Source organism: Staphylococcus lugdunensis, from assembly GCF_002901705.1.
Classification (GTDB): domain Bacteria; phylum Bacillota; class Bacilli; order Staphylococcales; family Staphylococcaceae; genus Staphylococcus; species Staphylococcus lugdunensis.
On record NZ_PPPV01000012.1, the window covers coordinates 807,643 to 823,573 of the forward strand.

At 32.4% G+C, this 15,931-nt stretch carries 14 protein-coding genes and 1 tRNA gene; 5 read left to right on the top strand and 10 right to left on the bottom strand.

All coding sequences use genetic code 11. The annotated features are described in order from the left end of the window. Positions 1–77: 77 nt before the first annotated feature. Positions 78–152, bottom strand: a tRNA-Asn gene (locus tag CD041_RS04570). 143 nt (positions 153–295) lie between these two features. Then, on the bottom strand, positions 296–865 hold the full coding sequence (locus tag CD041_RS04575; RefSeq protein WP_002459481.1) for a competence protein ComK: 570 nt from the start codon (positions 863–865) through the stop codon (positions 296–298). A 218-nt stretch (positions 866–1,083) separates the two neighbouring features. On the opposite strand from CD041_RS04575, the gene CD041_RS04580 reads away from it, so the two are divergent. After that, complete coding sequence (locus tag CD041_RS04580) at positions 1,084–1,302, top strand: IDEAL domain-containing protein (RefSeq protein ID WP_002478404.1); 219 nt, start codon at positions 1,084–1,086, stop codon at positions 1,300–1,302. 75 nt (positions 1,303–1,377) lie between these two features. Here the strand turns inward: CD041_RS04580 and lplA are convergent, their stop codons facing one another. After that, positions 1,378–2,364: a lipoate--protein ligase gene (gene lplA, locus CD041_RS04585; RefSeq protein WP_002459483.1), complete on the bottom strand. Its 987-nt coding sequence runs from the start codon at positions 2,362–2,364 to the stop codon at positions 1,378–1,380. A gap of 199 nt (positions 2,365–2,563) precedes the next feature. On the opposite strand from lplA, the gene CD041_RS04590 reads away from it, so the two are divergent. Then, the gene (locus CD041_RS04590) at positions 2,564–2,749 is read left to right on the top strand and encodes a YkvS family protein (RefSeq protein WP_002459484.1); all 186 of its coding nucleotides are present in this window, start codon (positions 2,564–2,566) and stop codon (positions 2,747–2,749) included. Between the two features lie 6 nt (positions 2,750–2,755). Continuing rightward, positions 2,756–3,358 carry a CPBP family glutamic-type intramembrane protease gene (locus CD041_RS04595; protein WP_002459485.1) on the top strand — a complete coding sequence of 201 codons (603 nt, stop codon included), beginning with the start codon at positions 2,756–2,758 and terminating at the stop codon, positions 3,356–3,358. 102 nt (positions 3,359–3,460) lie between these two features. Here CD041_RS04595 and CD041_RS04600 read toward each other — a convergent pair whose 3' ends face one another. From CD041_RS04600 to CD041_RS04630, 7 genes are all read right to left on the bottom strand, one after another. Next, positions 3,461–4,975, bottom strand: a complete 1,515-nt coding sequence (locus CD041_RS04600; RefSeq protein WP_062077450.1) for a bifunctional metallophosphatase/5'-nucleotidase — start codon at positions 4,973–4,975, stop codon at positions 3,461–3,463. A 228-nt stretch (positions 4,976–5,203) separates the two neighbouring features. Beyond that, positions 5,204–6,562: a TrkH family potassium uptake protein gene (locus CD041_RS04605; RefSeq protein ID WP_002459487.1), complete on the bottom strand. Its 1,359-nt coding sequence runs from the start codon at positions 6,560–6,562 to the stop codon at positions 5,204–5,206. A 16-nt stretch (positions 6,563–6,578) separates the two neighbouring features. Then, positions 6,579–8,555, bottom strand: a complete 1,977-nt coding sequence (locus CD041_RS04610; RefSeq protein ID WP_070647943.1) for a S1C family serine protease — start codon at positions 8,553–8,555, stop codon at positions 6,579–6,581. A 199-nt stretch (positions 8,556–8,754) separates the two neighbouring features. After that, a complete protein-coding gene (locus tag CD041_RS04615) occupies positions 8,755–9,552 on the bottom strand; it encodes a TerC family protein (protein WP_002459489.1) in 798 nt (265 codons plus the stop codon). A gap of 307 nt (positions 9,553–9,859) precedes the next feature. Further along, entirely contained in the window at positions 9,860–11,422 is a 1,563-nt protein-coding gene (locus tag CD041_RS04620) for a peptide chain release factor 3 (RefSeq protein ID WP_002459490.1), read from the bottom strand. Next, the gene (locus CD041_RS04625) at positions 11,423–11,677 is read right to left on the bottom strand and encodes a YueH family protein (RefSeq protein WP_002459491.1); all 255 of its coding nucleotides are present in this window, start codon (positions 11,675–11,677) and stop codon (positions 11,423–11,425) included. Beyond that, positions 11,667–13,151: a UDP-N-acetylmuramoyl-L-alanyl-D-glutamate--L-lysine ligase gene (locus CD041_RS04630; RefSeq protein WP_002478408.1), complete on the bottom strand. Its 1,485-nt coding sequence runs from the start codon at positions 13,149–13,151 to the stop codon at positions 11,667–11,669. Before CD041_RS04630 ends, CD041_RS04625 begins: the two co-directional genes overlap by 11 nt. Before the next feature lie 408 nt (positions 13,152–13,559). Between CD041_RS04630 and CD041_RS04635 the strand changes: the two genes are divergently transcribed. After that, positions 13,560–14,735, top strand: a complete 1,176-nt coding sequence (locus tag CD041_RS04635) for a diglucosyl diacylglycerol synthase (protein WP_070647941.1) — start codon at positions 13,560–13,562, stop codon at positions 14,733–14,735. After that, positions 14,713–15,906 carry a lipoteichoic acid biosynthesis MFS flippase LtaA gene (gene ltaA, locus CD041_RS04640; protein ID WP_002459494.1) on the top strand — a complete coding sequence of 398 codons (1,194 nt, stop codon included), beginning with the start codon at positions 14,713–14,715 and terminating at the stop codon, positions 15,904–15,906. The genes CD041_RS04635 and ltaA overlap by 23 nt, the downstream gene beginning before the upstream one ends. Positions 15,907–15,931: the final 25 nt, after the last annotated feature.

Below are 15,931 nucleotides of genomic sequence, written 5' to 3' on the forward strand. Positions count from 1 at the left end.
ATTCGAACCCTCGCGCCGCTCTCGCGACCTACACCCTTAGCAGGGGCGCCTCTTCAGCCAACTTGAGTACGTTTCCATGGCTCCACAGGTAGGACTCGAACCTACGACCGATCGGTTAACAGCCGATAGCTCTACCACTGAGCTACTGTGGATTAATGTATAGTATCTCCAATGAGCACAAATACTATTATAACAATAAACGTGATTTTTGCAATAGATATTCTTTAAAATTTATACGGAATATTTACACTAAATTAATATAAACATCCCGCATAATTTAAATTTAAACACACTGCTATTTATTATCTAATAGAGAATATTGGGAAAGTGCTTCGTAAATATTTAGTGAGGATTTTTCATAATCAATAGGCATATCGGGGTTATTTGAACGCATTTTAGATTGTTTATCTACCATGTAGTAATAAAAAATGGCATTTATATATTGATGCCACATACTATGAAATGACACATTTATGATAAGTGTTTCATGATTAGCAAAAATGACTTTACTTTTTCTGTGCTTTAAAGGCTTAATATCTACAATAAAATGCATATTAATCCATATGTTTTCTTCTTGTCTGTCAGAATGTGTTGGAAAAAAATAAGTTGGGAATAAGGGAGTGAGTAATATCGGAGGTTTGCTATTAATACGAGCGATTCTACTTGTTTCTGCTTTTTTGCTAAGATAATTATTTCCGTAAAACTTGCAAGATCTTTCTATAATTTTCTGCGTTTTAAATGGGCTTCTTTCTTTTGTGGTGTCAAATTTAATGATTTCTGTTCCTTGAGCATGTCCATAATCGTCGATAATGGGTCGTATGACCATATCTCCTTTACGTATAACATATATGGTTTTTTTGTCCATAGAGTAACCTTCCTTTCTTTCGATTAAAGTATTATATATTCTTTAAAACATATAACTGACTAATATTTTATATCATTTTTATTTAATGTCAAGTTATACCTTAAGAATATATTTACACCTTTTTCTCGAACAAATGTCAGAATATTCATTGATTTCGAAATTGAACAGATGTATACTAATTTTAAATAAATTAAATATGTAGAAAGGTCGTGTTTCTTATGCATTATAATACTAATGTGCAACACACAACTCTTGATCAATTTGTCACTACAGTTAACGACTTAGGCGTTGAACTTATTATTGATGAGGCGCTAAGAAAGGCTAGAAAGGATAAGTTAACCACCTTGATTGATAAGGCACTCATTGATAAAAACGAAACAGACTTTATGAATTACACAAACGAATACAAAAAATTGGAGGCGTTTCTAAATGACTAAATCCGGATCCTGGTATAAATCCTAAAAGGGCTATTCACTACTTAAACAAGTAAGCGAATAGCCCTTAATTAATGCTTAGGACATTAACTTAATTATTTCATCTTTATCAATATCTCCAAAATAATAATAAAAATCATAATCAGCTAAAGCCTCTTTGATGTGAGGATAATCATGTAAGCACCCAATTAATGCTTGTTCTAATTCTGTAATATTACCTTCTCCAAAGAAATCACCAAATATTTTAGCATGTTCGATTTTTCCTTTTTTAACATCTAGTTTTATTTGTATAAAACCACGCTCAAATTTATGTTCTCTTTCAAAATTATATTTAGGGTTTCTACCGTAATTCCATTCCCATGTTCTGTATTTTTCATTGCTTAATTGTTCTATTTTTTTCCAATCGTCATCAGTTAAATGATATTCTTCTACTTCATGTTCACCGAAAATCGTTTTTAAAATAATTTGTTTAAACTCTTCAATAGTAATTTTTTCTGTTAAAAACTCTTCAATATTGGCAACACGTTTACGTACGGATTTGATACCTTTAGATTTTATTTTTGCTGGGTTAACACGTAAAGCATTCTGCACTTCATCTAATTCACTATTCAACATTAATGTGCCATGACTAAACATTCGATCTTTGACTTTTACCATTGCATTCCCAGAAATTTTTGCGCTACCTACTTGAATGTCATTACGTCCTGTCATTTCAGCATTTACTCCTAATGACTGTAATGCTTGAACAATGGGCTCGGTAAATTTTTTGAAATTATGAAAGCTATTTCCATCATCATCAGTTATAAAACTAAAGTTTAGATTTCCTGTATCATGATAAACAGCACCACCACCTGAAATACGACGTACCACGTCAATATGATGTTCATCAATGTATTCCTTGTTTACTTCTTCAATCGTATTTTGGTTCTTCCCAACTATGATTGATGGTCGATTCACGTAAAATAAGAAATAGCTTTCCTCTGAGGGTAATTGTTTTAAAACATATTCCTCCATGGCAAGATTAAGTGTTGGATCAGTAATATTATTATTACTTATAAACTTCATTCTATCTCTCCTTAGTTCTCTTCTTTATGCCCTTATTTACTTTATGCCTTAATTCCAATAAAATTTCCAATCATTAACTCATTTATGACATTTTTTTCATATTTTAGCTTTAAATATGCATTTATAAGAGAAATTTGTTTATTTGTAGTGTAATTTTTAGTAAAATAAAATTTAGCTATGATTTGAGGGAGGACTCAGAATGACTGTTGCTGAAGTAGGTAATATTGTAGAATTTTATGACGGTTTAAGAGGCCGTGTTGAAAAAATAAATGATAACTCTGTTATTGTTGATTTGACTATCATGGAAAATTTCAATGACTTAGATTTACCTGAAAAAACTGTAATTAATCATAAACGGTATAAAATCGTTGAACAAGAAGGTTAATTTTCAATGAAGAAGATATCTAATGCTTTAAAATGGTTTATTGCAAGCTTTATCGTATTTCACCTTATTTTACTTGTGATGTGGGGCGAACACCAAGAATATTGGTACCTATATACTGGTATTATGCTAATTGCTGGAATAAGCTATGTATTTTATCAGCGAGACATTAAGTCAAAAAGATTATTGACTTCAATTGGTGTTGGATTAATTACAGCCCTTTTACTCATTATTATTCAGTTAATATTCTCGTTTATTTCAAATGATTTAAGTTACACTGAATTAATTAAAGAATTAACGAAAACAGGTGTTCATTATAAATGGCAAATGCTAATTACTTTATTATTTGTCATACCATGCCATGAATTATATATGCGAACTGTGCTGCAAAAGGAATTAAATGCATTTCATTTACCATATTGGTTACAAGTACTAATTACAGCATTATGTTCCAGTTCCTTGTTTATTTACTTAGATAATTGGTGGATTGTTGTTTTCATCTTTGTATGTCAACTTATTTTATCCCTCAGCTATCATTATACACGTCGCATTGCAACAACATCTGTTGCTCAGATTGTTGCAATTATTCTATTATTAATATTTCATGGTTAAAAAGCATTTCTTAGCCTATGCAGCTAAGAAATGCTTTTATTTTTTAGTTTAAAACAAGTAATTGAATGCTACACTACGTTTATAATTAATGAAGCATCATTGTTAGGAGTTTACAATAAAATTATTTTTAATTTGAGGGCGATAGTCATGGGTGTTTAATAGTTTTGTCATAATAAATGACATTGGATATTCAAAACTATCTCTGTTTACTATAACGTCACCAATGATAAACTGATAATTTCTAAAACAATAATCGGTCATAGTAACACGATAACTACCATTTAAATCAATTCCTTTAATAGTAACCCTTTGAAATGGCGGCTTTTTCATATTCACTTCATAATTAAATCCTTGCCATTGCGTGCATAATGTTTCATCTATCACAGTTTGTTTCAAATGGTCATCTTCAATTTCCAAATGTGCATAACTATATTCTAAGATATCTTTGATCTGTTGACCTAACAGCGTTATATCAATGGGTTTGTCTGGATGAGGATATGCTTCATAAATATCTTTATTTTGTATCTGCTGTTTTAACCCTTGCTCTCCATTTCTAGGCACATTAACACAGGTGATATTATTGTTAAATGCATACCGCAAACTGTCATGCAGCAGTTGTGTAAAGTGATGTGAACCCGCTACCATATCTTCTAAGCTATTTACTTGTAAGGAGCACGAGGTTTCAGAAATGATTTCATTAGACCAATGTGTAACTGCTTTTCTATCATAATATGTTAGCTTTAATAATGCTTCATCTTCATTATGTTGATTTAAATTTATAGCTTCGGCATTGACATGTTCTATTTCATAGCTATTCGTGCGTTTTTTAAACTGTATATTAATATGAACCAATTCTTCAGCGTTTTGTCCAGCTTGTACATACACCGTTTCATTGTCTTTACCTATTACCGTTTGATGTTGATGCGCCGTAATAATTAAATCTATCACACCCATCTCACGTATTAATTTCTCAGCTTCATTTGCATTTTCACTATGACGACTATTTGTAGTTTGGCTTATTTTATCTAAACCACCATGATAAATTACAATTAAAAAATCAATTTTCTCAGTTTCATGAATATAACGAATCCAGCGTTTAGCAGATAGTAAGGTTTTCTCGATTTTTACATCTGGTTCCATTTCAGCGTATTCATTTTTCATTAATCCATCTGCGGTTAATCCTATAATACCAATTCTCACATCTTGATATTGTTTGATTACATAAGGCGTTGAAAAGTATGGCTCACGTGTCATGTTATATTCTATATTTGCGGATAACCATGGAAACCTTGCAAGTGATACTGAGCGTGTTAAAAAGGACAGACCAAACTTAAATTCATCTGAACTAATACCACTTGCATCATATTGCATCGCATTCATTAGTTTTATCATAGGATGTCGCTTATATGGAGCAACTATGGCATAGTAATAAGCTGGTAACGAGCCGGCTAAACTTCCTCCACTATCAAGTAACAAGACATGTTTATTACGTTTTCTAATATCTTTTACGTATTGCCCTGCTCTATATATATTTGAGCCATAATTTCCATTTAAGAATTGACTATGCATATCCGTAGTAGTAATGACGTCAACACTAATTCTCTCATTTTTCTCCATATTGCCATCCTCCTGTCAACTTTAGTTTAACATCGATCATATTAAACAATCCATGTTAAACAAGTTTCTGTATGTTTTTAAATTCTTCATCAACAGCTAGACATATTAAGAAATATTAAAAAAGGCGCGAGACAGAATTCAATATGAATTCGTAGTCTCGCCCCGACAAGATTGTGTAATTAATTATTAAACTATCGTTTTGCTTCTATTCCAACGTACAAGTGATAATTAACCAATTTGAATACGCTCTTTTGGATAATGATATTTATCTGGTTCTCTTCGACCGGCAATCATTATAATAAATGAAATCAAACCTACACGTCCTATAAACATAAGAACCATTAATACTATTTTAGTCACATTGCTAATATCATCAGTTACCCCTAGTGTTAACCCGCAAGTACCAAACGCAGACATCACTTCAAAAAACACTTGTAAGAAAGTTAATTTACCATTCTCAGCTGTAGCAATAACAATCATACTTACAAAGGTTAAAATACTTGCCATTATAAATACAGCAAATGATCGTTGTATATCCATAATATGCAATTCTCTATTGAAAACTTTAATAGATGTTTTTTCTTCATTATTACTAAAATTAAGTGCAAATAATATTAAGATAGCAAATGTAGTTGTTCGAATTCCACCACCTACAGAACTAGGAGATGATCCAATAAACATGAGTAAACTCATAATAATATTTGTAGCATCACTGAAGTTAGTCACATCTATCGTTTGTAATCCTGCACTTCTTGTAGTTGCTGACTGAAAGAATGAATAAAATAATTCCTGATGCCAACTAAGTCCTTTAAATGCATGATTATGTTCTAGTGCTAAAATTGCTATAATCCCAAAAAAGAATAAGAAGAAATAAGTTGATGTCGTTATTTTTGTAAATAATGAAAATCTGAAGTTAGTTATTCTATTTTTTATATATGCTTTTGTCTCTAATAGTACTGGGAATCCAATGGAACCTAAAATAATTAATACCATCACGATAGTTTGGACAAAGTAATCATTTGCATAAGGAATAAGAGATTCCCCTGTTATATCTAAGCCCCCATTTGTAGTAGCTGATATTGACACAAATAAACCTTGCATTAAAGCGTTTTTTAAATCTGGATTATCTCTATAAAAATAAAATGCTAGTAATAATGCACCGACTAATTCAATAACAAATATGGTTTTTACAATATCAAGTATTAATTTAACTGTTCCACTCATCGTTTCCCTATTATTATCGAGCATAATGAGTTGACGTTCACGTATCCCAATACGTTTACCTAATACAACCCATAATAGGGTTCCAATAGCCATCACACCAATGCCACCAATATTTAGAATGATTAGAATGATGACTTGGCCAAATGTAGAATATGTGTCTACAATATTAACTGGCGATAATCCAGTCACACTAATACCAGATACAGCTACAAATAAAGTATCTATTGGATTGACATTGACATTAGGTTTATGGACAAATGGTAAATTTAATAATAAGAATGCAATGACGATGGCTACTAAATAATACAGTACAATCCCCTGTTGAGGAGTGGTTTTCTTTAGTAACTGATTGAAGATAGACATCTACTTCACCTCAACACTATTTCAATTTAATTTTTACTTCTTTCAGCTCACCATCACGATAAATTTTTGCTGTAATCGTTTTTAAATCTTCTCTATGACTAAATATAATCTGTCTATATCTCAAATTATCTTCAATTAGCTTACCATCTAATTCTACTATGACATCATCTGTTTTTAAACCCGATTTTTCACCTAAAGAATCTGTATCGATTTGTTTAATCACAACACCATTTTTTACTTTGTCCGGTAATTTTATTGCTTTTCTTTCAGTATCATTTAAGTCGCCGACATTTTGTAAATCAATGCCTGTATTAGGATAAACAACTTTCCCTTTATCTTCTAGTTGTTTTGCAATTTTTTGAGCATCATTAATTGGAATGGCAAATGCCATACCTTCTACGTTATCCATGTTGATTTTTAAAGAGGCAATACCTATTAAGTCACCATTTTCATCCACAACAGCACCACCAGAATTCCCTGGGTTAACTGGTGCATCAACTTGAAATGCTTTCGATAAAACATCATATTTACCATCTTTATCTAAATCAGCTGGTACAAAACGATTCATACCAGAAATAATTCCCTTAGAAACTGAGCCTTTAAAATCAACGCCTAATGGGTTACCGACCACTAAAATGGATTGTCCGAGTATTAAATTACTAGAATCGCCAATGTCAATTGGTGTTAATGCATCGTCTTTAGGTGCTTCAGCTTTGATAACAGCAATATCAGACCATTTATCTTTTCCTACAACTTTTCCTTGAATTGTTTGGTTATTGCCATATGTAAGTTTTTGTTTTTTTTCATTTCCTACTACATGTGCATTGGTCATAATATAAATGGCGCCGTCCACTTTTTTGTAGACGACACCTGAACCAATTTCACTTTCTGAGTCTTTAGTATCTTTGGGTAAGGTGCTGTTTTTAGGTGATTCACTTTCCACCGTAACTACTGATTTAACTGCGCTATTGGCACTTTTCATAGTAGCTGTATATTTCTTATCATGATTTCCAGAGTTGAGTAAACCACTTTGATTTGTTCCAGTGTTATTTACATTTCTAAATATTGCACTTAATAATAAAATTAATATAATTACTGCAACAACAATAACAACTTTAACCCAATGTTTTTTAAAGAATTTAGTGATGCTTTCTAAAATCTGTGCATTATTAATATTATCTTGTTTATTCTCTTTAGTTGCCTTATTGGGTTCTGTTGGTGTTTTTTTAGGCTTTTCTTGATGTGTTTGCTTATGGTTCTTTTTAGCGCTTATTATATTTGCTGCTTGTTGCTTTTGTTCATCCTTTGAATTTACTGTCTCTGTATCGTTTTTACGTTGTGTATTTTCTTTCTTTATTTGCTGGTGTGTGTATAAAGGTGGTTCTTCTTGATTGACTTTTTTTGTTGTTGACTGATTGAATTTACTATTATGTTTTTTATTCGTTTTCTTAGGTCTTGATTCCTGTTTCTCTAATGTATCTCGTTGCTGCTCTTTATTATCTTTACTATCATTTTGTAATTCTGTCTCTTTTGGTTTTTCTTTTGTTTCTGATGTTTTCTGTTGGATAGGTTCATCATTTTGATAATTATCTGCACGGTCAATCGCATTCTGTTGCTTTATTTTTTCGTCAGTTTTTTTAGCGTGATGTTCTACTGTATTTTTCTCATCATCAATACTATTTGTTTCTTTTCCAACTGGTTGTTTTATATGATTATTATCTTGAATACTAGTGTCTGGGGTATTTTCTTTTATATCTTGACTGTGTTGTTGATGGATTTCTTCTTGCGTTAATTTCTCAATACGTGCTTTTCTTAAATTATCTTTAACACGCTCTTCATTAACTTTAGATTGCTGCGCTTCTTTTTTTGCTTGTTTTAATTTTTCTTGTTGCTCTTGTTGAATTCGTGCTTCTCTTTCTTCATTATGGAAAAATTCGCGTCTTTTTCTTCGATACTGACTTCTAGGTATCACTTGTTTTTTACCCTTATCCAAAGATGACAACTCCTTACTTTTATTACTCTATTATTATGACACAATCAATATATAATTGCTTGATGATAACGAACATTTATAGCATTTTACTATATACTTCTATATTTTAAATCTTAATATGTCTAACTAAAATCTGCAATTTGTTATAGTTATAAAAAAACTCTGCCCATGAATGCTCCATGGACAAAGTTATCTATCTTTATTGTTGTTCACGTTTTTTATTATTGTGTACAGATGTTAACCAACCTACCAAAACTAAACCTATCATTACTACCCAGAATATAGTTTGCCATAAAGTTGAATGTGGAAAATCTTCTGGTAACACCGCAATGTCTTTATGTGCTAAAACAATCACAACTAACTTGATACCTACCCAACCTACAATAGCAAATGCTGCACCTTCTAAGCCAGGATATTTGTTAAGTAGCTCTACAAACCATGTTGCTGCAAAACGCATTAGAATAACACCAATCATGCCGCCAATAAACATCACCGAAAATTGACCTAAATCCATACCACCAAAATGAATTCCAACTTTTGGTAATGTTACAGCTATTGCCATTGCGGCTAACATAGAATCAATTGCAAATGCGATATCTGCAAACTCAACTTTTAATACAGTGCCCCAGAATTGTAATGGGCTTAATTTCTTTTCAACCCCGTGTTCATCATAATGATGATCATCACCTTCAGGTTGAGGTTCATCTTTACTATGGAAGAAATTCCATAAATTTTTAATAGACATAAAAATTAAGTAAACAGCCCCTGCTGCTTGTATAAACCAAAAGTTCGCAATAATACTAATTAAGAATAATGCAATAAATCTAAATATAAAAGCACCTAATAATCCATAAAACAAGGCTTTCTTTCTTTGTTCTGGTGGTAAATGTCTTACCATTACCGCCATTACGACTGCATTATCTGCGGCAAGTAAGCCTTCCAAAAATACAAGAACGAGTATAACCCATAAATAAGGCAAAATTAAGCTCGGATCCAAAGCGGACAACTCCTTTGTTCATGATATACAAATAAAGAGACCCATGCTAAATTATTAGCAAAGGTCTCACTAAGCGATGACGCTCACTTTACCGGAAGTCATCCTTCGTAGTGACGATAAAGTGTTAATGCAGACATTTTATTAATAAATGCAGCGAAGTGCCTGTCCACATCTCAAGTTACTCCCCTCTGACATCAGTCATAGGTATTCATTTGTTACCAATATTATACATATATTGATAACTTAGTACAATATATTGCCTACAAATTGTGTGGCTAATTTATAAGTAACTTGAAGATTCATATAATTACAACAAGCTATAAAGTTTTATTTCTGGGAATTTCTCCTCAAACCAACGTGTTGCAAACTCATTTTCAAAAAGGAATACAAGTTGGTCATATCTATCTTTAACTAGAATAGAACGTGATGTATTCATCTTATCTTTAATATCATCTTCGTTTTCAATCCATCTAGCAATTTTTCTACCTACAGGTTCCATGATAACATCGACGTTATATTCGTTCTTCATGCGGTGTTCAAATACTTCAAATTGCAACTGGCCTACTGCACCTAGAATAATTTGATTGGTGTGTAATGTTTTATAGTATTGAATTGCACCTTCTTGTACTAATTGTTCTATACCTTTATGAAAATGCTTTTGTTTCATAACGTTTTTGGCAGATACTTTCATAAATATTTCCGGGGTAAATTGGGGTAAATCTTGAAAACTATATTTTTGTTTACCGCCAACCAGTGTATCACCAATTTGATAGTTCCCCGTATCATATAAACCTATAATATCACCAGCAACTGCATGATTGACCGTCTCTTTATCGTCTGCCATAAATGAAGTAGAACGTGTGATTTTTTGCTTTTTAAGTGTACGCTGTAACGTTACATCCATACCTCGCTCAAATGCACCACTTACTACACGCATAAAGGCAATTCTATCTCTATGTTTTGGATCCATATTGGCTTGAATTTTAAATATAAATCCTGAAAAATCAGCATCAAATGGACTTACTTCTATATCTTCTTTTGTTTGTCTTGCATGAGGCATTGGCGCAAAATCAACATAAGCATTTAAGAAATTTTGCACTCCAAAATTTGCTAATGCTGACCCAAAGAATACAGGTGTTAAATCGCCACTTAATAAGGCCTCATCATCAAATTGCTCTCCAGCTTCATCAACGAGCATCATTTCTTCAATTGCTTGGCTAAATGCACTATCATTCTGGATTGCATGCGCTTCTTGCAGTTCAAAATCATCGTTTAGATGTAATATATTTTCTTCATCTCTAAATGGCTCAATTGTTTTTGTTTTGCGATCAATAATGCCAAAGAAGTTTTGTCCCATACCGATAGGCCAATTCATTGGATATGTATCAATATTCAATGTTTCTTCAATTTCATCTAATAATTCAAATGGTTCTTTACCAACTCTATCTAACTTATTGATAAATGTAAAAATCGGAATACCTCTCATTTTACAAACTTTAAATAACTTCAATGTCTGTGGTTCGATTCCTTTAGCACAGTCGATAACCATGACAGCACTATCAACAGCCATTAAAGTACGATACGTATCTTCTGAAAAGTCTTCATGCCCTGGTGTATCAAGAATATTGATTTTATAATTATCGTAATCAAATTGCATAACTGAACTTGTAACTGAAATACCACGTTCTTGCTCAACTTTCATCCAGTCACTTGTAGCAAATTTACCACTCTTTTTACCTTTAACAGTACCTGCTTCACGAATCGCACCGCTAAAGTATAATAGTTTTTCTGTTAACGTTGTTTTACCAGCATCTGGGTGAGAAATGATGGCAAACGTCTTTCTTGACTCTACTTCATCTTTTAAACTCATTTATAAATCTCCTTTTAAATTATCCGCAATCCAACCAGTTAATTTAGAAGCAATTGTACTTGCATCTTGTTCATTATTAAAAGTAAATAATTGCATCATTAATTCATCGTTAATTTTATTTATATGTGTAGCTAAAGATATTTCGAAAGACCAGAAAACATCTGGAATAGCTATCAACAAATGATTTGTTTCTTTATTCTTATATAGATAAACATTAACCGTTTCATGATGAATAATCAGTTGTTTAACGATCAACGGGGCCACCGCCAAATTTCTTATAGGCAGCTTCTAAGCCTATCAAATCATCCCTATGCGGAACTTTAACATGTCCTGGCATAATTTGATAAGGTTCTCTTCCTTTAGATGCTAATACAACTGTATCCCCCGGTTCGGCAACTTCAATTGCATGTCTAATGCCTTCTGCGCGATCTTCAAATTCAACATAGTTATCGTGCGTGGCCCCTTTAGCTAATTCTGAAGTTAGCATTTTAGGATCATCATTAGCTGGGTTATCTGGTGTAAAGATAACATAATCTGCTCGACAAGCTACTGTTCCCATTTCTGGCGTTTTAGTTAAATCACGTTCACCCGCCATACCTACTAAGAAAATCAGTTTTCGTTTTACGAATGGTTTAACAGCATCTATTAATTTGTTCATTCCATCTGCTGTATGTGCGTAATCAATAATCAAATCTATAGGTAAATTCGGATCAAGTACTTCAAGTCGTCCTTCGACCGGTTCAAGCGTTTTCACTGCTTCGACAATAGTTTCAAAAGGTATTCCTTTACTCCACACAGCAATCATTGCTGCCATTAAGTTTGAAATATTGAATTTACCAACATATGGTGATTGTACATTATAGTTACCAAATGGTGTGTCAAGTTCAAATGTTACTCCTTGTAATGATTCATTAATATGAATTGCTTTAAATTGCGCATCGTTATCAATACCGTATGTAAAAATTTCGTATGGGGTTACTGACGCTAAATATTCAGAAAAAGCATCATCGTTGTTTAAAACTACGTACTTTTCTTTAGATAAATCTTCTCCTAATTGACTAAAGAGTAATGATTTAGCATGTCCATATGCTTCCATAGTGCCATGAAAATCTAAGTGATCTTGTGTTAAATTTGAAAATATAGCAACATCAAATTCAACACCTCTAAGTCGACCTAAAGCTAAACCATGACTTGACACTTCCATTGTCATCGCTTCTGCACCAGCATCCACGGCTTCTTTAATCTTTTTAGTTAATGACACTGTCTCAGGCGTAGTATTCGCACCTTTTGTCTTTTGCTCATTAATTTGGAAACCATTTGTTCCTAAATAAGCACTATTTTTATGTAACTTACGATAAATCAAATGAATCATGGTAGCAATTGAAGTTTTACCATTTGTTCCAGTAACACCATACGTCGTTAATTGATGGCTCGGAAAATCAAATAAGGTATGCGCTAACAAACTTGCCACTCTGAGTGTCTCACTAACAATAATTTGAGTTACATCGCCTTCGACTTCTTGCTTACTTTTCACAACAATAATTTGACATCCTTGGTTAATGACATCTTGACAAAATTTGTGACTGTCTACCGTATAACCTTTTGATGCTACAAAAATACTTCCTGATTTAGCTGTACGTGAATCCGTTGTAATATCCGTTACGTGTCTATCTAAAGTTCCAATTACTTGTTTTACTCTAATTTTTTCAAATAATGTGCTCGCATTCAAAACGTATCGCTCCTTTTTTACAATACTTTTTTTACAATACTTTCATTATACACGTTTTAAAGATGATGATAAATTTATTCTTATCTTTTTCAATCAAAACATTTACATCCGATTTAATTAGTCAAAAAATTAATTAGGGCTTAACTTTATTAATTTAGGGTAAAAATTTTAAAAATTTACTATAAATTGTATTATGACAATACATTTCATTAAAATCGTGCTACCATGGTAATATACAAAGATATAGTCAATTAATATAGTAAGGACTTAATTATTTAACATTTTTATATTAATAAAGTACTATTAAGTGATTAGTAACATTAAGACAACGACGACTATCAAAGATGAATGAATGTGTTATAATGCTTAGATATAATTGAAACTGAAACTAACGGAGGGTGGCTATTTATGGTTACTCAAACTAAAAAGATATTGATTATTACTGGGTCCTTTGGTAACGGACACTTACAAGTAACAGAAAGTATCGTTAACCAATTCAATGAAATGAATTTGGATCATCTCAGTGTTATTGAACATGACTTATTTATGGAAGCTCATCCAATTTTGACTTCTATCTGTAAAAAGTGGTATATCAATAGCTTTAAATATTTTCGCAATATGTACAAAAACTTTTACTATAGTCGCCCTGAAGAGATAGATAAATGTTTTTACAAATATTATGGCTTAAATAAATTAATAAACTTGCTGTTGAAAGAAAAGCCTGACTTGATCCTCTTGACTTTTCCAACACCAGTCATGTCTGTTTTAACGGAACAATTTAATATGAACATACCTATCGCAACTGTAATGACAGATTATCGTATGCAAAAAAACTGGATCACACCGCATTCACAGCGTTATTATGTAGCTACTGAAGATACCAAAGCTGATTTTATGAGTGTAGGCATCCCAGCATCTCATATTAAGGTTACAGGCATTCCAATATCAGATAAATTCGAATCTCCGATTGATAAAGATGCTTGGTTAAGAAAGCATAAATTAGACCCAGAAAAACCAACGATTTTAATGTCTGCAGGGGCATTCGGAGTGTCTAAAGGTTTCGACCAATTAATTAAAGCTATATTAGATAAGAGTCCGCACGCACAAATTGTGATGATTTGCGGTAAAAACAAAGGTTTAAAACAATCATTAGCCTTTGAATTCAAAGAACAAGAAAATGTATTAATTCTAGGATTTACTAGACATATGAATGAATGGATGGCATCAAGTCAACTTATGATTACAAAACCAGGCGGCATCACAATATCCGAAGCGCTAACAAGAACGCTTCCTATGGTCTTTTTAAACCCTGCACCTGGACAAGAGTTAGAAAATGCGCGTTATTTTGAAAACAAAGGTTTTGGTAGAATTGCAGATACACCTGAAGATGCAATTAACTGTGTATCTGAATTAACGCATGATGTACAAGCTTTACAAGCAATGTCACAACGCATGAAAAAAACAAAAGTAGACTATTCTACATATAAATTATGTACTGATTTATTATCTTTAATCAATCACTCATCACAATATCAAGAAGTTTACGGAAGGGTTCCATTGTATGCAAGATTCTTTGTCAAATAGTCATACAAATAGTAAGAAAAGCTTTGTCATCATGCTAATTATTTTATTTTTAATGGAATTCGCACGTGGTATGTATACACTTAGTTATATAAACTATTTGCCAACTGTCACATCGATTTCCGTGGCTGTAACATCTGCAGCTTTATCCATACATTTTATTGCAGATGCATCTACCAATTTCGTTATAGGTTTTCTACTAAAAAAATGGGGAGCAAAGCTTGTGCTAACAGCAGGCTTTTTCCTCGCTTTTATTAGTTTATTTTTAGTGATTTGGGTTCCAGCAAACCCTATTATCATTATCTTATCAGCGATTATGCTCGGTATCGCTGTTAGCCCAATCTGGGTTATCATGTTATCAAGTGTAGAGGAAAATAAACGTGGCAAACAAATGGGTTATGTTTATTTTGCATGGCTCTCTGGGTTGCTCGTTGGTTGGGCGTTTATGAATGTGCTTGTTAAATTGCACCCTACTCGCTTTGCCTTTATGATGTCTTTAGTTGTCATTGTTGCTTGGGTTATGTATTACTTTGTTAATATTCAATTAACTAATTACAATACTAAGCCAGTTAAAGAACAAATCGGTCAAATTATAAACGTTATGAAACGACATCTTGTGTTGTTTCCTGGTATTTTACTCCAAGGTGCAGCAGTTTCAGCACTCGTTCCTATTTTACCGACGTATGCGACAAAAGTTGTCAAAGTAACAACCATAGAATATACCGTTGCTATTGTAATTGGTGGATTGGCCTGCGCCTTTTCTATGCTGTTCTTATCTAAAATGATTGACAATAATAGCCGTAACTTTATGTATAGCATTATCATTTTTGGCTTTGTACTATACACAGCATTTATTTTCTGGCTGTCATTAGTCACAAACATCATGATTGTGTGGTTAATTGCGTTATTTATTGGCCTTATGTATGGTTTATTACTCCCTGCTTGGAATACATTTATGGCAGGACAAATTAATCCCGAAGAGCAAGAAGAAACATGGGGCGTTTTTAATAGTGTGCAAGGTTTTGGTTCGATGATAGGTCCACTATTTGGCGGTCTTATCACTCAATTCACAAACAGTTTGAATAATGCATTTTACTTTTCAGCTATAGTATTCCTATTTCTAGCATTTTTCTATGGCACGTTTTTCGTTAAATCAAATAAACATACGCATTAAAAAAAGATACTGTATGATGACTAGA